The following is an 18,345-nucleotide window of genomic DNA, read 5'->3' on the forward strand; positions in this document are numbered from 1 at the left end:
GGCATGCAGGTCATCCAGTCCAGCAAGCTCGCCAACGTCTGCTACGACATCCGCGGCCCGGTGCTCGACGAGGCGATGCGGCTGGAGGAACAGGGCCACCGCATCCTCAAGCTCAACACCGGCAACCCGGCCACCTTCGGCTTCGAGGCGCCCCCGGAGATCCTCCAGGACATCCTGCGCAACCTCGCGAACGCGCACGGGTACGGCGACTCCAAGGGCCTGCTCGCGGCCCGCCGCGCCGTGGTCATGCACTACGAGGAGCGCGGACTGCACGGGCTCTCCGTCGACGACGTCTTCCTCGGCAACGGCGTCTCCGAGCTGATCCAGCTCGCCATGACCGCGCTGCTGGACGACGGTGACGAGGTGCTCGTCCCGGCGCCGGACTACCCGCTGTGGACCGCCTCGGTCTCGCTGGCCGGCGGCACCGCGGTGCACTACCGCTGCGACGAGCAGTCCGAGTGGTACCCGGACCTCGCCGACATCGAGGCCAAGGTCACCGACCGGACCAGGGCCATCGTGGTGATCAACCCGAACAACCCGACCGGCGCGGTCTACCCGCGCGAGGTGCTGGAGGGCATCGCCGAGATCGCCCGCCGGCACCAGCTGGTGGTCTACGCGGACGAGATCTACGACAAGATCCTCTACGACGACGCCGAGCACGTCCCGCTGGCCACCCTGGCCCCGGACCTCTTCTGCGTCACCTTCAACGGACTGTCCAAGGCGTACCGGGTGGCCGGCTTCCGCTCCGGCTGGATGGTGCTCTCCGGCGACCGCCAGCGCGCCCGCAGCTACGTCGAGGGCCTGAACGTGCTCGCCTCGATGCGGCTGTGCGCCAACATGCCCGCCCAGCACGCGGTGGCCGCCGCGCTCGGCGGACGGCAGTCGATCAAGGACCTGGTGCTGCCCGGCGGCCGGCTGCTCGCCTCCCGCGACGCCGCGTACGAGCTGCTCAACCAGATCCCGGGGGTCAGCTGCGTCAAGCCCAAGGGCGCGCTCTACGCCTTCCCCCGGCTGGACCCCAAGGTCCACAAGATCAAGGACGACGCCCAGATGGTGCTGGACCTGCTGCGCTCCCAGCGCATCCTGCTGGTCCAGGGCACCGGCTTCAACTGGCCCGAGCCGGACCACTTCCGGCTGGTCACGCTGCCGCGCCCGGAGGAGATCACCGACGCGGTGACCAGGATCGGCGACTTCCTCAGCGGCTACACCCAGCCGTAGTCGCGCGGATCCGGAACAGCACTACGGCCGGAGTCCCGGCCCGGGTGGTCTCCTTGGTCGGGGAAAGACCACCCGGCGGAACTCCGGCCGTCCCGTCGCTCGGCCGGCGCGCGGTTCGTGCCGCGCGCCGGCCTCTCGCTCGGCCTGAGGCTCAGGCTCAGCCGAGGCGCGCGACCAGGCTCCGGTACTCGTCCCACAGCTCCTTCGGGGTGTGGTCGCCGAACAGCTCCAGGTGGGCCGGCACCAGCGCGGCCTCCTGGCGCCAGATGTCGGCGTCCACGGTGAAGAGCAGGTCGAGGTCCTCCTCGGACAGCTTCAGGTCGTTCAGGTCGAAGCCGTCGACCTTCGGCAGCACGCCGATCGGGGTCTCGACGCCCTCGGCGGTGCCCTCCAGGCGCTCGATGATCCACTTGAGCACGCGGCTGTTCTCGCCGTAGCCGGGCCAGACGAACTTGCCCTCGGCGTTCTTGCGGAACCAGTTGACGTAGTAGATCTTCGGCAGCTTGGCGGCGTCCGCCTGGGCGCCGACCTTCAGCCAGTGGGCGAAGTAGTCGCCCATGTTGTAGCCGCAGAACGGCAGCATCGCGAACGGGTCGCGGCGCAGCTCGCCGACGGTGCCCTCGGCGGCGGCGGTCTTCTCGGAGGCGATGTTGGCGCCCAGGAAGACGCCGTGCTGCCAGTCGAAGGACTCGGTCACCAGCGGGACGGCGGTGGCCCGGCGGCCGCCGAACAGGATCGCCGAGATCGGCACGCCCGCCTGGTCCTCCCACTCCGGGGCGATGGTCGGGCACTGCGCGGCCGGAACGGCGAAGCGGGCGTTCGGGTGGGCGGCCGGGGTGCCGGACTCGGGGGTCCAGTCGTTGCCGCGCCAGTCGATGAGGTGCGCCGGGGGCTCCTCGGTGAGGCCCTCCCACCACACGTCGCCGTCGTCGGTGAGGGCGACGTTGGTGAAGACGGTGTTGCCCCAGAGGGTGTCGATGGCGTTGGCGTTGGTGTCCACGCCGGTGCCGGGGGCGACGCCGAAAAAGCCGGCCTCGGGGTTGATGGCGTACAGGCGGCCGTCCTCGCCGAAACGCATCCAGGCGATGTCGTCGCCGATGGTCTCGACCTTCCAGCCCGGGATGGTCGGCTGGAGCATGGCCAGGTTGGTCTTGCCGCAGGCCGACGGGAAGGCCGCCGCGACGTACTTGACCTCGCCGGACGGCGGGGTGAGCTTCAGGATCAGCATGTGCTCGGCCAGCCAGCCCTCGTCGCGGGCCATGGTCGAGGCGATGCGCAGCGCGTAGCACTTCTTGCCGAGCAGGGCGTTGCCGCCGTAGCCGGACCCGAAGGACCAGATCTCCTTGGTCTCCGGGAAGTGCGAGATGTACTTGGTGGTGTTGCACGGCCACGGGACGTCCGCCTGGCCCTCGGCCAGCGGGGCGCCGACGGTGTGCACGGCCTTGACGAAGTCCCCGTCCTCGCCGAGCTGGTCGAGCACGGCCCGGCCCATGCGGGTCATCACGCGCATCGACACGGCGACGTAGGCGGAGTCGGTGATCTCGACGCCGTACGCGGCCAGCGGGGAGCCGACCGGGCCCATCGAGAAGGGCACGACGTACATCGTGCGGCCCTTCATCGCACCGCGGAACAGGCCCTGCTCGCCCTGGCCACCCTTACCGGTGAAGAGGGCCCGCATCTCGGCGGGGGCCTTCCAGTGGTTGGTCGGGCCGGCGTCCTTCTCCTGCTCGGAGCAGATGAAGGTGCGGTCCTCGACGCGCGCGACGTCCGAGGGGTCCGAGGCGGCGTAGTAGGAGTTGGGGCGCTTCTCCTCGTTCAGCTTCTTGAAGGTGCCCTGAGCCACCAGCAGATCCGCGAGGCGCTGGTACTCCTCGTCGGAACCGTCGCACCACTCGATGCGGTCCGGCTGGGTGAGCTCGGCGATCTCGCTCACCCAAGCGAGCAGCTGCTTGTGGCGGGTGGGCGCGGATGCGCTGAGAGCAGAGATCTCGTACGACACGATCGCTCCGTTTCACGCCGTCTCGGCGAGGAGACGGCGTTGCGGGGGTCTGAGGGTGCTTGCAGCGTAGCTCCGGGTCCTGGCCCTCAATGCGGCACTGCGGCGAAATTGACGCATCTTTTACTACAGTAAGTATGATTACGGGCCGGTAATCAGCCATCCCTGTCCCGACCGGAGTGTGCGGCGCCACACTCCGATTACTACAAAACGTCCAAGAGTGATGAGCGCCACTTCCTTACGCGGCAGTAACCTACGGTTCCGTAGGTAGCGGGTAGCATGCTGGCCATGACTGCTGCTGCGCTCGCGGAGAGCACTGGGGAGGATCCGGCCGAGGGCCGGGAGGGCAAGCCGAAGTGGCGGGGCTGGCTGCACGCCGGGATGTTCCCCGCCACCGTCGCCGCCGGGATCGTGCTGATCTGCCTGGCCGACTCCACGCCGGCCAAGATCGCCTGCGCGATCTACTCGGTCAGCGCCTGGCTGCTGTTCGGCGTCAGCGCGGTGTACCACCGCTTCGACTGGGGCCCGCGCGGGGACGCCGTGCTCCGGCGACTGGACCACGCGAATATCTTCCTGATCATCGCGGGCACCTACACGCCGTTCACGATGCTGCTGCTCAAGGGCGCCGACCAGCAGCTACTGCTCTGGGTCGCCTGGGGCGGGGCACTCGCCGGCATAGCGTTCCGGGTGTTCTGGGTCGGCGCACCGCGCTGGCTGTACACCCCCGTGTACATCGCGCTGGGCTGGGCCGCCGCCTTCTTCCTGCCGGACTTCCTGCACGCCGGCGGGACCGCCGTCCTGGTGCTGATGATCGTCGGCGGGGTGCTCTACAGCATCGGCGGCGTGGTGTACGGGCTCAAGCGGCCCAACCCCTCACCGCGCTGGTTCGGCTTCCACGAGGTGTTCCACGCCTTCACCCTCGGCGCCTTCATCGTGCAGTACGTCGGGGTCTCACTGGTGGCGTACAGCGCGACCGGCTGAACCCGGCGTGCCCCGACGGGCGGTCGTCCGGTCCGTGGACCGGGTGGCCGCCCGTTCGGCCGTCCAGGGCCGCTCGTACCCGGCCCGGCCCTGCGCGCCATGCGGGTACGACGGGTGCTCGGCGCCGTCCGACGTCGACTGCGTTGCCTGCGTTGCCTGCGTCGTCTGCGTTGCCCGCGTCGTCCGGGTCGCCTGCGGGGAGTGCAGCGCCTCGGCCGACTCCAGCGCCTCCGACGACCCCGGCAGCTCCGACTCGACCTCCGGGCGCACCGCCCAGGCGGCCGGCACCATTCGCCCGCGCGCCCGCCGGGCGTCCAGCGCCTCCCGGGCCCGGCGGCAGCGCTCGCAGTGGGCGGCGTCCGGGATGCCGCGCCGGGGCCGGTGGCCGGCCGGGGAGGCCTGCCGGTGCATCGCCCGCCAACGACGGCCGACGTACGCCATGAGCAGCAGCGTCTCGATCCCGGCGACCGCGAGGACCAGCGGCGGCCCCTTGATCAGATAGGCCGCGACCACGGCCAGCGCGGCACCCACCACCATGACCGCGCCCCACATCTGGGCACTCGCCTGACTGTCGTCACTGTCGGCCACTTTTCGGCTCCCCTTTCCCGGCGCCGGGCTCGTGGTCGGCTCCTGCCGCCCCACCCCTTCTCCGCTCTCGGCACGCGTCCGGCCAGCACTGACCGATTGCCACATGGTATCTACCGTCAGTCACCCGGGACTGCCCCGGGGCGGCGAACGACAGATCAACGTTGCGTCAATTCCTCGTGCGGAAGCCGCACTTCCAGGACACATGACCCAGAGTAGTCATATGGTCACCCCATCCTTACATTGACAGCAGCTGCTCGAACACGAGCGGCAGGAGATGGTCACCCGGATGCGGCTGGTCACCGAGGTCCCCGCGCTGCGCGCCGGGCTGACCCGCAGCGGCAGCAGCCCCCAGGAGCTCTTCCTCACCGTGCTGACCCGGCGGGCCGGCATCGAGGAGCCCACCTACGACATGCGGGTCACCGCCGCCGCCCTCGGCGCGGCCACCACCGAGGCGGTGCTGCGCTGGGCGGCGGGCGACGGGCGGGAGGACATCGCGGAGCTGGTCGACCGCACCTACGCGCTGCTGGAGAGCGGCTTCGCCGGGGTGTGAGCGGCGGACGCGGCGACGGGGCCCGGCTCGATCAGCCGGGCCCCGTCGCCGCTCTCCGGTGTCAGCGGATGCTCCAGGTCAGTGGGTGCCACGCGTCAGCGCGCGTTCCTCCTCCGCCGCAGCACCGCGCCGGCACCCACCAGGGCGGTGGCGCCCAGCGCCGCGGCCGCCGTCACGGCCGGGACCGCCGAGTCGCCGCCCGCAGCCGTGTCCGCTGCGGCCTCCAGCGGGTAGCCGCCGCCCTTGCCCTCCCGGTCGTACGCCGAGCCGGGCAGCTTGTCCCCGTACCGCTGGTGCACCAGCTTCTGGTACCCGGCCAGCGACACCCCGCCGGCGCCCACCGAGCGCCGGGCCTCGTCGTCCAGCGGCAGCACCCGGCCGTCGCGCAGCACGTACCAGGCGTTGACCTGCGGCTCCCGGAAGGCCGTGCCGCCGCCGCTGTCGGCCGCCTTCGCCGCGTAGTCGCTCTCGTCGCCACCGGAGGCGATGTTGACGACCCGCCAGGCGCCGCCCTGCCGGACCGTCCAGACCGAGGCGGTCTGCCCGTCCGCCGCGACCACCCTGCTCGCCGTGAACTCCGCCTTCGCCACCGGCGCGCCCGGGGTGCCGGCCACGAAGCCGGCGTCCAGGGTGTAGACCGGCACGGTGTCCCCGGCCAGCCGGGGCGCCGCGTCGTCCGCCGCCTTCGCCTCCTCCGCGGCGCCGATGGTCAGCTGCTGGGTCGGCGGGACGCCCTTGCGGGCGAAGAAGTGCCCCACCTTGTCGAGCACCGACGGATCCTGGACGGCGCTCCGGGCCCGGGCCAGGTCGGCGGCGGGCACCGGCGCGGGGGCGCCGGCCGCCTGGGGGGAGCCGGCCGCCTGCGCGGCCGGGGCGAGCGCCAGCGCGAGGCCGGCGGCGAACAGCGCGGTGACGGCGGCCCGACGGGCCTTGCTGAGCTCGGTCATGGTCGTCCTCACGCGCCGATCCGGTACAGGGAGTGGGTCCACGAGAACGTGTCGTTGTTCACGTAGTACCAGTAATCCGCCCAGTTGTAGCGGTAGTTGGACGGCCACGGGTCGCCCCAGTAGACCCAGTTGTTGCTGGTGTCGTAGCCGTACACGACGTGCATGTGCCCGCCGCCCGAACTCCACTGGATGCGCGTCTCCACCGGCCGGTTGGCGTCCACCTCGGACTGCACGGTGCTGTAGCGCAGGTAGCCGGTGACGTACGAACCCGGATTGATGCCGACCCAGTCCAGCCCGTTCTGTACATCCGCCAGCGAGGCCTGGCTGTTGGGGCAGTTGGAGTCCACCGAGCGGCCGAACGCGGCGTTGCAGAACTGGTTCTGGCTGTAGTTGTAGCCGAACCAGGTGGCGATGGTGTTCCCGCTCGCCGCCCAGCACCAGTTGGTCTGCTGTTGCTGCTGCATGGTGATGTTGAGCTTCTTGAACGTGCCGGCCAGATCGGCCGTACTGCCCGGCGCGGCCGCCTGGCGGACCTGGGCGAGCCGCCCTTGGACGTTCATGGGGGCGGCGACCGCCGGAGTGGCCACCGCGGCGGTCAGCGCCGGACCCAGGACGCCGAGGGCCAGCAGGGAGACCGCGCGGCGCAGCCTTATCCGTGGAACTGGCATGGGGGAATGCCTCCTTGCACGAGTGGAGCGAAGTGCTGTGTGGGGGGGCGCGGTCCGGATCGCGCCCCGAGCATCGCGCCGCCCGAGGAGACTGGTCAACGGCCCCGAAAGGGCGCCGATCACGCTGTGAACGGGCCCGCGCGGATGTGAACGCCACCCCCGGAACCACCCCGCGAGCTGCCCGGACCGGTGACAAACCGCCGCCCGGATGTGAATATTCACGGTCAAAACCCGGTCCGCACCCGCCAGGAGGCCGCCATCCACCGGAGCGACCCAGCCGACCTCGCCGCTGCCCTGCGCACCGGCCCCTTCCACCACGCCCTGCGCACCGCCATCACCAGCCGCGGCCTCGCCCTCCACCGCATCCGCCGCCACCTCGCCCTGCGCGGCGTCAACGTCGGCCTCACCAGTCTCAGTTACTGGCAACAGGGCCTACGCCGCCCCGAACGCCCCGAATCCCTGCGCGCCGTCGCCGCCCTCGAACACGTCCTCGACCTGCCCGAACACTCCCTCACCCGACTCCTCGGCCCCCGCCGCACCGCCACCGCCGCCGGGCCACCCGTACGCCCCTACCGCGACCTGATCTCCCCGCCCACCGCCGTCGACGACCTCCTCGCCACCCTCGCCGGCCCCCGCGACACCGGCCTCCACACCATCACCCACATCGAACGCATCCGCATCGGCCCCGACCGCCAACTCACCCGCCGCGACTCCCAACACGCCCTGCGCGCCCACCGCGACGGCATCGACCGCTACCTCGCCCTCCACCAGGGCGACCCCGGCAGCGACACCACCCTCGTCGGCGTCCGCGCCGAGGAGAACTGCCGCCCCGGCCGCATCCGCCGCGACCAGACCCACCATCTGATCGCCGCCGAACTCCTCCTCGACCGCCGCCTCCGCGCCGGCGACACCCACCTCCTCGGCTACGGCTTCGACGACGCCCCCTCCCCGACCCCCACCTGCGAGTATGTCCGCGGCTTCAACTCCGGCGCCGGCCAGTACGTCCTCCAGATCACCTTCCACCCCACCGCCCTCCCCGTCCGCTGCCACCGCATCGCCCTCCGCGCCCCCGGCCAACCCCCCTACGAGACGGAGGAACTGACCCTCGACGGGCACCGCTGCGTCCACCTGGTGGCGACGGCGATCCGGCCGTGCATCCTGGGGATCCGGTGGGACTGGGAGTGACCCGGCCCGGTCAGTGCGACCAGTACGGATCGTCGACGTCGGGGGCGGGCTCGTGGCCGGTCAGCAGCTCGCCGGTCGGAGGGGTGCCGTAGTCCCGGTCGGGCTGGTAGCGCACCGTGAAGGCCTCTGCGCTCATGAGCACCTGCACGGTCAAGTCGGTCGTGGAACTGACCACCGACAGCGTGAACAGAGTGTCTCCGCGCCCGGAACAGTACAGGTCCGTGTAGCGCTTCACTCCGACTTCCGAGGCGCCTCCGGAATGACACTGCCCGTCCCAGAGCTGCTTCATCCGGTCCAGCAGCACCGGAACCTTCGCCGGGGCCACCCTCGTCCGGACGGAGACCGAGGCCGTGACACTGGACCGCAGGCTCGGCTCGCCGTCGGCGTGCTCCGGAGCGCGCTCAACGACGTACACACCGCCGAAGTAGCTCAGCGACGGGCTGATCGCGCCCGTGGCAGCCCGCAGGGTGTCGTCGAGCTGTCCCTTCGCCTCACTCGCGCTCCGGACGGAGTCCCGGTCCATCAGTGCCATCGGACCGTACCCGTGGTAGAACAGCCCCGCCCCCGCGGCCAGCACGACCACCGCTCCCAGGGAACAGCCCAGCGCACGCCGTGGCCGCTTCACCCGCGCTGCCCCTGGAGCTTGACGCCCCCGCCGCCGGTGACGACGGCCGCGATGTTGTCCAGTGAGGGCCCGCCGCGCCCGTTCAGGTACTTGGTGTGCGCGTCGATGGGATTGCCGCGACTCCAGTCGTCGACGGTGAAGCGGTTGGCACCGAAGTGCTTGCTCGACGGATCCCGTCCGTACCAGCGCTCGTCCGGGTCAATGCTGAACTTCGACGGAGCGTGCGTCACGATGTCGTTGTCGGCCGCACCGACCCAGACGTGGCCGGGGGGCATCCTCAGGTCGGAGGCCTTGTCCACACCGACGCCCGGGCTTCCGATGAAGACCACGTCGTCCGGAGGCACGTAGTGCGAACCCGGCTGGGTGGCGAGCTTGGTGGCCTGGCCGACCAGGTACGACCCGTAACTGTGCCCGACCGCAGTGACGTGGGGAGGCTGGGTGCCCTCGTGGCTCGCCCGCACACCGCTCAGGAAGTTCGCGTAGGCCGGGGCCCCGTCCTTGCCCGCCTTCGTCGACGCGGCTCCGAGGTCCATCCCCGGCGAGTCGTAGCCGAGCCAGACGACCGAGGCGACGGAGTGGCCGGCCGGGGCCCTGCCGCTCGCGGCGCGGTAGAGGTTCAGCCCGTTCTCGGCCTCGTTGGTCCCGTCGTTCTTCCCCAGCCCGAGGCTGTCCATGGTGGTGGTGATCCCCGGCACGTACGCGGAGACGTCGGTGGCGGTGTCCGGATTCCCGTATGAGAGGACCGCCCGGCCTTGGCCCTCGTCGCCGAGGCCCAACAGGTAGATCGGCGGATCGCCCTGGCTCGCGGCGAGGCGGGCGCCGATCGGGCCGTAGAGGGCGAGGTTCGCCTTGTCGCTGGAATCCAGTGGTTGGCCCAGCTTCTTTTTGACCCTGATGGGACCCATCAGGTCCTCCAGGTGCTTGCGGTTCACCTGGTCCCGGATCTCCGCGGGGATGCCGTCGAGATTGCCGAGCGCCTCCGGGTGGTGGCTGAGGACCCACTGCTGGCCCTGCGGTCCGAGCCCCTTCCACCAGGAGTTGACCTCCGTCGGGGCGGCGTCCTTGCCCGGCATGCCCCGCTGCCACATCGGATTGGACGCGTCACCGAACTGGTCCACGTAGGCATCGGCGCCGGCTGTCTTCTCGTCCAGGCCCGACTTGTCCTTGGCATGCCCCGCGAACCTGTTGAGCGTGCCGGTCAGGGCGGAGTCGGCCTCGTCCGCTTCGGACAGCGCCTTGCCGATCTGCTTGCCGATCTCGTCAGCAGCAGCCTTCTGCTTGGCCTCCCAGTCGGTGGCCTGGTAGGGGTTGGTCGATGCCGGCCAGCTCACCATGCCGGTGTCGCTGACCGAGAAGCCCTTGGCCTGAGCGTCGGACAACGCCTTGCTCAGGCGGTCCTGGGCCAGCGTCATGGCATCAGCGCAGTCGCGGATCTCCTTCCCGATGAGGCTGAGCTCGGTCGTCGCCGCGCGCATCTTGGCGGTGTGACCGTCCAGCACGGGGATCGCGGCGTCGGCCGACGGGCCGGTCCACTGGGATCCGTGGACCCGGTCCGTCGTTCCGCTCTTCCAGTCGTCGACGTGCTGATGAAACGCCGCGGCCAACGTGTCGTACGCCCCCGCCGCCGTGTACAGGTCCGCCAGTTTGGCGTTCCGCAGGCTTGCGATGTCCATCCCCGGCCCCCTGTGCGTCCTGTGTCCCCCACGACACTCACAGCTACCATAGCGTCCGCAGCCGACACGGATGTCAGGGGGAATCAGTGGGGCAGGATCCGGGATTCACCGTAAGACCAGGCGAGTTGACCGCCGCCGGGAACAACGCGCTGACGGTGGCCGGGAAGGTCCCCGAGGACACGGCGAAGCTCGCGGAGCCGAGCAGCACGGCCGCCGGGAGCCTGGCCGGCTGGCAGAGCGGGGCGGCGCTGACGGGGTGCGGCGGCGCCTGGAAGACTTTGCTGGACGGGCTCTCCACCGACATGAAGACGGCCGGGAGCCATCTGATCACCTGTGCCCAGAGCTACCAGAACACCGACCACCTGCCGCCGCCGGCCGCGACGCCGACCGCGACGCCGGCCCACGACCCCTTCGAGACGAAGGTGGTCGGTGTGACCGGTGGCCACCTGACCAGGGACGCGTAACCGCCCTACGGTGCCCGGAAGTCCACCACCAGGCAGTCCTCCACCGGCCGGTAGCCGATCTGCTGGTAGATGGAGTTGCTGGTCGGGTTGGCGAGGTCGGTGTAGAGCAGCACCTCCGCCGCCCCCCCGGGCGAGCGCGTGGGCGGACGCGGCCGCGGTGGCCGCGCTGGCGTAGCCGCGGCCGCGGTGGTCGCGCGGGGTGTAGACCGGGCCGATGCGGGACATTCCGGCGAGGACGGGGCTGGTGGCGGCCATGGCGACGGGGTGGCCTTCGTCCTCCCAGAGGTGGAAGCCGCCGGCCGCGATCCGGTCGTCCACCATCCGGGCCGGGTTGGCGTTGCCGGGGACCCTCACCTCGGCCGTGAACTCCTGGTGCCAGCGGATCAGCAGTTCGCGGTCGGCCGGTTCGGCGAGCCGGTGGCGGCCGGCGGGCGGGCGCGGCGGGTCGGTCAACTCGCCGAGCCGGTAGAGCCGTTCCTCGACGCCACCGGACCGGACCGCACCGGTGGCGGCCGTCCAGGCGTCGGAGAAGGCACGGACTGCCCCGGCCCCGCCGCCGACTCCGGTCACCTCGGCGAACTCGCCCTCGGCGTCGGCCAGTTCGAGCGCCAGCTCGGCCGCCAGGGCCTCCGGCATGCAGGAGAGCCGGTGGGCGTACGGCGGGGTCCGCAGGAAGGCGCCCTGGACCTGACCGCCCGGATCGGCCTGCCACCAGCCGAAGACCGGCGGCCGTTCCCCGAACGCGTCGAGCCCGGCCTCGGCGAGCCGGTGGGTGAGGGTGAGCAGGACGGTGTTCTCCGCCGGGCGGGCGGCCAGGAACGCGCCGGTGTGAGACCGGAAGTCGTCGAGCGAGGTGCTGAAGGTCCAGGTCATGGCCCATCCTCGCCCCGCTCGACGCCCGCCCGCCAGCGATTATCCGAGCCCGGCCATGCGAGCGTGGCTCCTCGAACCCGACTCATCGAACCCGACTCATCGAACCCGGCCATTCGGACCCCGGCCCTTCGAACCCCGGCTATGCGAGCACCGCCCCGAGCCGCTCGCCGAGCACCGTCGGGTCGGTGGTCGGCGTCTCGCAGGCGAAGTGCCGGCAGACGTAGGCCGCGGGCGCGCCGGCGACCAGCGGCCGGTCGGCCAGCAGCGGCACCTCGGCGGCCGCCTCCCCCGGCTCGCCGACCGCGACGACCGCGCCGGGCGCCGTCCCGAGCAGGGCGGCCCGGCGCAGGGCCGCGGTCGCCGGGTGGCCGGCCGGGCCGACGACGGCGATCTCGCGCGGCCCGTCCAGCAGGGCCTCGGCGACGGCCAGGCCCCAGCCGATGAACCGCGGGGCCCGCCCGGCCAGTGCGCCGACGATGCCGAGGGCGCGTTCGGCGGCGGTGCGGTGCCGGTCGGAGCCGGTGTACGCGGCGTAGCCGAGGAGGGCTCCGGCGGCGGCGGTCCAGCCGGAGGGGGTGGCGTTGTCGGTCGGGTCCTGGGGGCGGCGGATGAGTTCCTCGGCGTCGTCGGCGGTGTCGTACAGGGCGCCGGAGGTCTCGTCGGTGAAGTGCTTGAGCACGGTGTCGAGCAGGCCGCCGGCCAGTTGGAGCCACTCGGCCGCGCCGGTGACGGCGTACAGCGCGAGGAAGCCCTCGGCGGTGTCCGCGTAGTCCTCCAGGACGCCGGCGTTGGTGCCGGGCCGGCCGTCCCGGGAGGTGCGCAGCAGCCGTCCGTCGGGGGTGAGGTGGACGGCGAGCAGCAGGTCGGCGGCGCGTTCGGCGGCCTCGATGAGGTCGGGGCGCTCCAGCAGGGCGCCGGTCTCGGCGAGTGCGGCGATGGCGAGGCCGTTCCAGGCGGCGACCACCTTGTCGTCCCGGGCGGGTGCGGGCCGGGCCGCCCGCGCCTCGAACATCCGCCGCCGGATCTCCTCGTACTCGGCGAAGGCCCCGGACTCGGCGAAGGCCCCGAACTCGGCAACGGCCCCGGACTCGGACTCGGGCTCGGTGAGGAGTTGGAGAACGGATGTCCCGTGCTCGAAGGTCCCCTCCGCCGTCACCGTGAACAGCCGGGCCGCGGTGGCCGCGTCGGCCGGGCCGAGCAGGTCGACCAACTGGCCCGGCTCCCACACGTAGTAGGCGCCCTCGGCCGTCGCCCCGGTCTCCTCGTCGAGGCTGTCCGCGTCCAGCGCGGAGGCGAACGCACCCTCGGGCGTACGGAGTTCGCGCAGCAGGAAGTCGGCCGTGGACAGCGCGACCCGCTGCCACAGCCCGGACCCGGTGGCCCGCCACAGGTGCAGGTAGGCGCGCAGCAGCAGGGCGTTGTCGTACAGCATCTTCTCGAAGTGCGGCACCACCCAGCCGGCGTCCACCGCGTACCGGGCGAAGCCGCCGCCGAGCTGGTCGTGGATGCCGCCGCGGGCCATCGCCTCGCCGGTGCGGACGGCCATCTCCAGCGCCGCCTCGGAGCCGGTCCGGGCGTGGTGGCGCAGCAGGAACTCGATCACCATGGCCGGCGGGAACTTGGGCGCCCCACCGAAGCCGCCGTGGGCCTGGTCGAAGTCCCGGCTGAGCGCGACCAGCGCCTGGTGCAGGTCGGCGTCGGCCGGCGGGTGGTGGGAGCCGGCCGAGTAGACGGCGGCCCGCTCGGCCAGGTCGGCCCTGATCCGCGCGGCGACCTCGCCGACCTCCTGCCGCCGGTCCCGCCAGGCCGCGTCCACGCCTTCCAGCACCTGTCGGAAGGACGGCATCCCGTGCCGGGGGCTGGGCGGGAAGTAGGTGCCGAAGTAGAACGGCTCCTTGTCGGGTGTGAGGAAGACCGTCATCGGCCAACCGCCCTGCCCGGTCGCGGCCTGCACGGCCTCCATGTACACCGCGTCGACGTCCGGCCGCTCCTCCCGGTCCACCTTGACCGCGACGAACCGCTCGTTCAGGTACCCGGCCAGTCCGGCGTCCTCGAAACTCTCGTGCGCCATCACATGACACCAGTGACAGGCGGCGTACCCGACACTCAGCAGTACCGGCACTCCACGCCGCTCCGCCTCCTCGAACGCCTCGGGCCCCCAGGGCCACCAGTCGACCGGGTTCTCGGCATGCTGCAGCAGGTACGGCGAGGTCGCGTCCGCGAGACGGTTCGGCATGCCCCCCATCCTCCCGTATCCGGGGCCACGGAACGGACTGGCGGCTGATCCCCGGATTGGTGTCGAAGGTGCGCATCCGCCGAAGCAGGCGCTTGGTCGGCTGCTGCAGCAGCTAGCCTCTGGTGGCCGCCGTGCGTCCGCACGGGCGGAATCGGGCCATGTACGCCAAGCTGGGCCCACGACGCGCGGTGAAGTGCAGGCCGTTCCGGTCGGCCATCCGGTGCAGGCGGCCGAACGAAATCCAGTGCCGGTCGAAGAACTCGCCCACCACCAATCGCCCGCCGGGCCTCAGTACGCGGGTCGCCGCGCTCAGCACTCGCTCCGGTTCAGGGATCTCGCCAAGAGCGGTGACCAAATAGACCGCGTCGAAGCTGTGGTCCTCGAAGGGCAGTTCACGAGCGTCCGCGCGGTGCGGGTGGATCGTGGAGATGTCACCCCGCTCTGCCTGTGTCATGACGTGGTCCAGCATTTCCTGCTGGATGTCCACGATGTCCAGGCGTCCGCTCGGGCCCAACTGTGGTGCGACGTGCAACGCTTGCAGGCCGGTGCCCGGGCCCAGTTCGAGGATGCGTTCTCCTGCTCGCGGCTGGAGCATCGAGTCCAGATCCGTCTTGGTCAGGAATGGAAGCTGAATATCGAGCAGTCGACGCTGTGCGTATGGGTAGGGTGCCTGATCGGTGAACCACAAGGCTCCCGCCGTCAAAGCAGCGACACCGGCCGCCGCCGCGATCTTGGTGTGGCGTGTCGGGTGGGTACGGTTCGGCATCCGACTGATAGTGGCGTTCACGGTGATTCCTGTTCAGTGGTTTCGGACTGCGGGAATGGGTGGCGGATCAGCCGTAAGGCCAAGACGGTGCACACGATGGCGACGGGAATTTCGGCGCATACGGCCATGACGATCGCGACAGCCAACGCGCCCCCGGGTGTCGCCGCGGTGACGTCGAACCAGGCGTCCGTCAGGAAGAGCGCAGCGGCCGCTGTGGCGGTCAGCGTGCAGCGGTTATCCGCCCGCTTCAGGAATCGACCGGTGGCGAACAAGGCCAGTGCCTCGCAACTGTCCAGAACGACCCAGTCCAGGGCCCAGTGACCATCCATCGCCTGCTTCGGCAAGGACATCGACAGATAGAGAACCCACGGGATCATCATCAGGCCCACGGTGGCGAAGGCCCTGCCGAGACGTCGCGGGCTTCGGGTACCGGGTCTGTCCGGCACCGCCGACCAGCCCACGTGGTCAGCGCTGCCGAGCACATCGATCGTGTTGGTGGTCCGCCATTCCAGGCCCCGCTTCATGCCCGCGGAGAACCCGCCAACATGGCGGCGCAGGATGCCGGACAGGCCGGAAACGGCCGTCACCTCGCTGGTTCAGAGCACAGTGATGCCAGGCCACTTGCGGCCGGGACGTGCGGTGCGCGGCGCTCGAGCGACGGGTTCGTCGCGGTGGCATCCACGGGCGCCCAGACCTGCTCGAGCGGGTCGCAGCGCCTGGTGCGGGGGCGTCCATCGGCGAAAGGGGCGCCGGAATCGGGCGCGTCCGGGCCCAGGACCATCCGCATCGTCGTGGACAAGGCCACACCGGCCGGCGCGGGCGGGCCGCCGTCGCACTTCTTCGTCCTGTCGCGAAGATCGATCATCGGTGTGTTCGTCATGGTCACGAACCTACGAACAGAGCGTGATCCGTCGCGTCGGCCGGCGGATGTCACCGTTCCCCGGGCCTTCGGCCCGGGGGTGTACCCCGCGTACATCCCCGGGGCGACGCGTGGAGCCGGAGCCGCTGAATACGATCTCCGTATGGATGAGCTTCTCCGGCGTCTGCCGACATCGAAGCGCGTGACCTGGCTGAGGCCACAGGCCGTGGTGTTGGCCACCGCCTGCTTTTACGCGCTGATGCTCTGCTTCACGATGCCGGTCCCTGAGGCTCGGTACTTCGACGGCCTGTTCTGGTTTCCCGGCCTCGGGCCCTTCCAGACGGTCGGTCTGTGCGTCGTGCTCGCCCTTCCGGTTCTGCTGGTGCACCGTCTGCCGGCGGCGGTCTTCGCGGCGGTCCTGGGCGAAGCAGCCCTCAGCGACATCTTCGGCGCGCGGCCTTTGACCGTGTTCATCCTGCTCATCGCCTTGGGCGGGTACCTCGCCGTCCGGCGGCCGAAGGCTGCCGCCGTCGGCTCCGTCGCGGCCGTCGCGGCCGCCTTCGTCAACTTCACCCACGTCAACCCCGAGGGCTCCGTCGGCGAGGCGGCCGGGTGGGCCGGGCAGTACGCGTTGTGGCTCGCGGTCGCGTGGGTCATCGGGGGGGTGTATCGCAAACGCCGTGAATACCTCGAAGCCTTGCATGAGCAGAGGGCGGCCCGCGTCGTCATGGCCGAGCGGCTGCGGATCGCCCGCGAACTGCACGACAGCGTCGCGCACAGCATCGGGATCATCACGGTGCTGTCGGGAGCGGCGGCGCGGGTCGTGGACACCAAGCCCGAGCAGACACGGCAGGCGCTGACCGGCATCGAGTCCACCAGCCGCCAGACGCTGCTCGAACTGCAGCGCATGCTCGGGGCGCTCCGCCGCGCCGAGCCGGACGACGCCATGCCGCAGGCCGCTCCGCTGGCACCGGCCGGCAGCCTGGCCGATCTCCCGCAGCTCGCCGAACGCACGGCCGACGCCGGGGTGCGGGTCCACGTGGCCTGGCGGGGCGAGCGGCGTCCGCTGCCGCCGGAGATCGAGCTGGCGGCGTTCCGGATCGTCCAGGAGTCGGTGACGAACGTGGTGCGGCATTCCGGTGCGCGGACGTGCCGGGTCGCGGTCGGATACGAGCCGGCAGGAGTGACGATCGAGGTGGTGGACGACGGGGACGACGGTCCCGACGGGCCCGGCCGTCCGAGGCTCTCGGCGGCGGCCGGCGGGAGCGGCTTCGGCCTGCTCGGCATGCGCGAGCGAGTGACGTTGCTGTCCGGCCAGTTCAGCGCGGGCCGGCGTCCGGAGGGCGGATTCCGGGTGGCGGCTAGGCTCCCGGCATGAGCGTGCGGGTACTGCTGGTCGATGACCAGCCGCTGATGCTGGTCGGACTCGGGATCCTGATCGGCGACACCGACGACCTGGAGGTGGTCGGCGAGGCCGGCGACGGCCGCGAGGCGGTGCGCCTGGTGCGTGAGCTGCGGCCGGACGTCGTGGTGATGGACATCCGGATGCCGGGCATGGACGGGATCGAGGCGACCCGGCAGGCGACCGCCGAACCGGACCCGCCCAAGGTGCTGGTGCTGACGACCTTCGACGACGACGAGTACGTCTACGGCGCACTGCGCGCCGGTGCCAGCGGATTCCTGCTCAAGAGCATGGCCCTGGACGCGATCCTGGACGCGATCCGCGTGGTGGCGGCCGGCGACGCGTTGATCGCGCCGAGCGTGACCCGTCGGCTGATCGCGGACTTCGCCGGAACCTCCGCCACCCCCGTGGCCCCCGCACCGGACACCGAGCCCGACCCGGACTCACGTCTCATCGCGGGGATCACCGACCGGGAGCGCGAGGTGCTGGCACTGGTCGGACAGGGCCTGTCGAACGCTGAGATAGCCGAGCGGTTGGTGATCAGCGCGGCGACGGCGAAGACGCATGTCGCGCGTCTGTTCGCCAAGCTCGAGGCCCGGGACCGCGTCCACCTGGCGATCATCGCCTACGAGACCGGACTCGTGCCGCGTAGACGGTAGGGCAGGGTGAGAGGAACGATCGCCGGCCACGCGTTCGCCGCGTCCTCCGGATGCGCCGGCTCACCCCCCCGGCCGCAGCGGGATTCGAGTCGAAGCGGCTCCGGCTTGCCCCGGACATCGACACCGAAGGCCGCGTATCTCGCCGGCACGGGCCGGGATCAGCAGCACCGGCACCCCACGCCGCCGCGCCTCCTCGAACGCCTCGGGCCTCCGGGGCCACCAGTCGACCGGGTTCTCGGCATGCCGCAGCAGGCACGGCGAGGTCGCGTCCGCGAGACGGTTCGGCGCCGCCCCATCCCCCGCATCGGACGCCCCGCACCCGTCAGGCCGCCCCGGCCGGGCCGAGGCGCACGGCCCGCCGGACCGGCTTCCCCCAAGCCGGTCCGACTGTCGTCACGCCCTGACCCGAGAGCCCGGAGCTCGCAAACGCGCGAAGCCGCAGGCCCGCAGGCCCGCGGGGTCACTCCTTGGGGGCCTCCGGCTCCTCCGTGAAGTCGACCTTCTTGAACTGCCGGTTCATCGACTTGGCCAGGAACCACGTCGCCACGCCGAGGGCGGCGAAGACGACGAAGCCGAGGAGACCGGGGGTGACCTTGGCGTCGTCGACGGCGAGGTCAGCGGCGATGTGGATGAGGTTCACGGGGGCACTCATATC

General features: G+C 71.4%; 17 protein-coding genes and 1 pseudogene. 6 read left to right on the forward strand and 12 right to left on the reverse strand.

All coding sequences use genetic code 11. From position 1 onward, the window contains the following. Window positions 1-3 precede the first annotated feature (3 nt). Window positions 4-1,218, forward strand: coding sequence for a pyridoxal phosphate-dependent aminotransferase (locus tag ACZ3YL_RS20050; protein ID WP_465658784.1), 1,215 nt, complete (start codon window positions 4-6; stop codon window positions 1,216-1,218). A 157-nt stretch (window positions 1,219-1,375) separates the two neighbouring features. On the opposite strand, the gene ACZ3YL_RS20055 is transcribed toward ACZ3YL_RS20050, so the two are convergent. Beyond that, entirely contained in the window at window positions 1,376-3,217 is a 1,842-nt protein-coding gene (locus ACZ3YL_RS20055; protein ID WP_188305504.1) for a phosphoenolpyruvate carboxykinase (GTP), read from the reverse strand. Window positions 3,218-3,502: 285 nt separating this feature from the next. Between ACZ3YL_RS20055 and trhA the strand changes: the two genes are divergently transcribed. Then, window positions 3,503-4,195, forward strand: coding sequence for a PAQR family membrane homeostasis protein TrhA (gene trhA / locus ACZ3YL_RS20060; RefSeq protein WP_188305505.1), 693 nt, complete (start codon window positions 3,503-3,505; stop codon window positions 4,193-4,195). Here trhA and ACZ3YL_RS20065 read toward each other — a convergent pair. Further along, window positions 4,166-4,783, reverse strand: a complete 618-nt coding sequence (locus ACZ3YL_RS20065) for a hypothetical protein (RefSeq protein ID WP_465658786.1) — start codon at window positions 4,781-4,783, stop codon at window positions 4,166-4,168. The two genes, trhA and ACZ3YL_RS20065, sit on opposite strands and share 30 nt — an antisense overlap. 250 nt (window positions 4,784-5,033) lie before the next feature. On the opposite strand from ACZ3YL_RS20065, the gene ACZ3YL_RS20070 reads away from it, so the two are divergent. Then, window positions 5,034-5,333 carry an acyl-CoA-like ligand-binding transcription factor gene (locus ACZ3YL_RS20070; protein WP_223242420.1) on the forward strand — a complete coding sequence of 100 codons (300 nt, stop codon included), beginning with the start codon at window positions 5,034-5,036 and terminating at the stop codon, window positions 5,331-5,333. Window positions 5,334-5,428: 95 nt separating this feature from the next. Here the strand turns inward: ACZ3YL_RS20070 and ACZ3YL_RS20075 are convergent, their stop codons facing one another. Both ACZ3YL_RS20075 and ACZ3YL_RS20080 read right to left on the reverse strand, forming a co-directional pair. Next, window positions 5,429-6,280, reverse strand: a complete 852-nt coding sequence (locus ACZ3YL_RS20075; RefSeq protein WP_465658788.1) for a hypothetical protein — start codon at window positions 6,278-6,280, stop codon at window positions 5,429-5,431. 8 nt (window positions 6,281-6,288) lie between these two features. Next, a complete protein-coding gene (locus ACZ3YL_RS20080) occupies window positions 6,289-6,948 on the reverse strand; it encodes a papain-like cysteine protease family protein (RefSeq protein ID WP_188305509.1) in 660 nt (219 codons plus the stop codon). Window positions 6,949-7,164: 216 nt separating this feature from the next. Between ACZ3YL_RS20080 and ACZ3YL_RS20085 the strand changes: the two genes are divergently transcribed. Further along, entirely contained in the window at window positions 7,165-8,133 is a 969-nt protein-coding gene (locus ACZ3YL_RS20085) for a hypothetical protein (protein WP_317621120.1), read from the forward strand. Between the two features lie 10 nt (window positions 8,134-8,143). On the opposite strand, the gene ACZ3YL_RS20090 is transcribed toward ACZ3YL_RS20085, so the two are convergent. The 6 genes from ACZ3YL_RS20090 to ACZ3YL_RS20115 form a co-directional block, all read right to left on the reverse strand. Then, window positions 8,144-8,716, reverse strand: coding sequence for a hypothetical protein (locus tag ACZ3YL_RS20090; protein WP_465658790.1), 573 nt, complete (start codon window positions 8,714-8,716; stop codon window positions 8,144-8,146). 38 nt (window positions 8,717-8,754) lie between these two features. Further along, window positions 8,755-10,431, reverse strand: a complete 1,677-nt coding sequence (locus ACZ3YL_RS20095) for an alpha/beta hydrolase (protein WP_465658792.1) — start codon at window positions 10,429-10,431, stop codon at window positions 8,755-8,757. An 83-nt stretch (window positions 10,432-10,514) separates the two neighbouring features. Continuing rightward, window positions 10,515-11,768, reverse strand: a complete 1,254-nt coding sequence (locus tag ACZ3YL_RS20100; protein ID WP_465658794.1) for a GNAT family N-acetyltransferase — start codon at window positions 11,766-11,768, stop codon at window positions 10,515-10,517. A gap of 139 nt (window positions 11,769-11,907) precedes the next feature. Further along, window positions 11,908-14,004, reverse strand: a complete 2,097-nt coding sequence (locus ACZ3YL_RS20105) for a thioredoxin domain-containing protein (RefSeq protein WP_465658796.1) — start codon at window positions 14,002-14,004, stop codon at window positions 11,908-11,910. 112 nt (window positions 14,005-14,116) lie between these two features. Beyond that, complete coding sequence (locus tag ACZ3YL_RS20110) at window positions 14,117-14,791, reverse strand: class I SAM-dependent methyltransferase (RefSeq protein WP_465658798.1); 675 nt, start codon at window positions 14,789-14,791, stop codon at window positions 14,117-14,119. Next, window positions 14,788-15,357, reverse strand: coding sequence for a hypothetical protein (locus ACZ3YL_RS20115; RefSeq protein WP_223241827.1), 570 nt, complete (start codon window positions 15,355-15,357; stop codon window positions 14,788-14,790). Before ACZ3YL_RS20115 ends, ACZ3YL_RS20110 begins: the two co-directional genes overlap by 4 nt. A gap of 204 nt (window positions 15,358-15,561) precedes the next feature. Here ACZ3YL_RS20115 and ACZ3YL_RS20120 point away from each other — a divergent pair, with 204 nt between their 5' ends. Both ACZ3YL_RS20120 and ACZ3YL_RS20125 read left to right on the forward strand, forming a co-directional pair. Further along, window positions 15,562-17,007, forward strand: coding sequence for a sensor histidine kinase (locus ACZ3YL_RS20120; RefSeq protein ID WP_465658800.1), 1,446 nt, complete (start codon window positions 15,562-15,564; stop codon window positions 17,005-17,007). Continuing rightward, on the forward strand, window positions 17,004-17,690 hold the full coding sequence (locus ACZ3YL_RS20125) for a response regulator (protein WP_465658802.1): 687 nt from the start codon (window positions 17,004-17,006) through the stop codon (window positions 17,688-17,690). The genes ACZ3YL_RS20120 and ACZ3YL_RS20125 overlap by 4 nt, the downstream gene beginning before the upstream one ends. A 159-nt stretch (window positions 17,691-17,849) precedes the next feature. Here the strand turns inward: ACZ3YL_RS20125 and ACZ3YL_RS20130 are convergent. Both ACZ3YL_RS20130 and ACZ3YL_RS20135 read right to left on the reverse strand, forming a co-directional pair. After that, window positions 17,850-17,975: pseudogene (locus ACZ3YL_RS20130) on the reverse strand (DUF255 domain-containing protein); the annotation flags it as partial. A 175-nt stretch (window positions 17,976-18,150) separates the two neighbouring features. Further along, window positions 18,151-18,342: a hypothetical protein gene (locus ACZ3YL_RS20135; RefSeq protein ID WP_188303148.1), complete on the reverse strand. Its 192-nt coding sequence runs from the start codon at window positions 18,340-18,342 to the stop codon at window positions 18,151-18,153. Window positions 18,343-18,345: the final 3 nt, after the last annotated feature.

The sequence above is a fragment of the Kitasatospora sp. NPDC023176 genome (assembly GCF_055560495.1).

Bases quoted from the DNA above. Each gene is read 5' to 3' on its own strand.
- trhA (WP_188305505.1), top strand. From the start codon at position 3,503: ATGACTGCTGCTGCGCTCGCGGAGAGCACTGGGGAGGATCCGGCCGAG.
- ACZ3YL_RS20050 (WP_465658784.1), top strand. From the start codon at position 4: ATGCAGGTCATCCAGTCCAGCAAGCTCGCCAACGTCTGCTACGACATC.
- ACZ3YL_RS20080 (WP_188305509.1), bottom strand. From the start codon at position 6,948: ATGCCAGTTCCACGGATAAGGCTGCGCCGCGCGGTCTCCCTGCTGGCC.
- ACZ3YL_RS20100 (WP_465658794.1), bottom strand. From the start codon at position 11,768: ATGACCTGGACCTTCAGCACCTCGCTCGACGACTTCCGGTCTCACACC.
- ACZ3YL_RS20105 (WP_465658796.1), bottom strand. From the start codon at position 14,004: ATGCCGAACCGTCTCGCGGACGCGACCTCGCCGTACCTGCTGCAGCAT.
- ACZ3YL_RS20075 (WP_465658788.1), bottom strand. From the start codon at position 6,280: ATGACCGAGCTCAGCAAGGCCCGTCGGGCCGCCGTCACCGCGCTGTTC.
- ACZ3YL_RS20125 (WP_465658802.1), top strand. From the start codon at position 17,004: ATGAGCGTGCGGGTACTGCTGGTCGATGACCAGCCGCTGATGCTGGTC.
- ACZ3YL_RS20135 (WP_188303148.1), bottom strand. From the start codon at position 18,342: ATGAGTGCCCCCGTGAACCTCATCCACATCGCCGCTGACCTCGCCGTC.
- ACZ3YL_RS20095 (WP_465658792.1), bottom strand. From the start codon at position 10,431: ATGGACATCGCAAGCCTGCGGAACGCCAAACTGGCGGACCTGTACACG.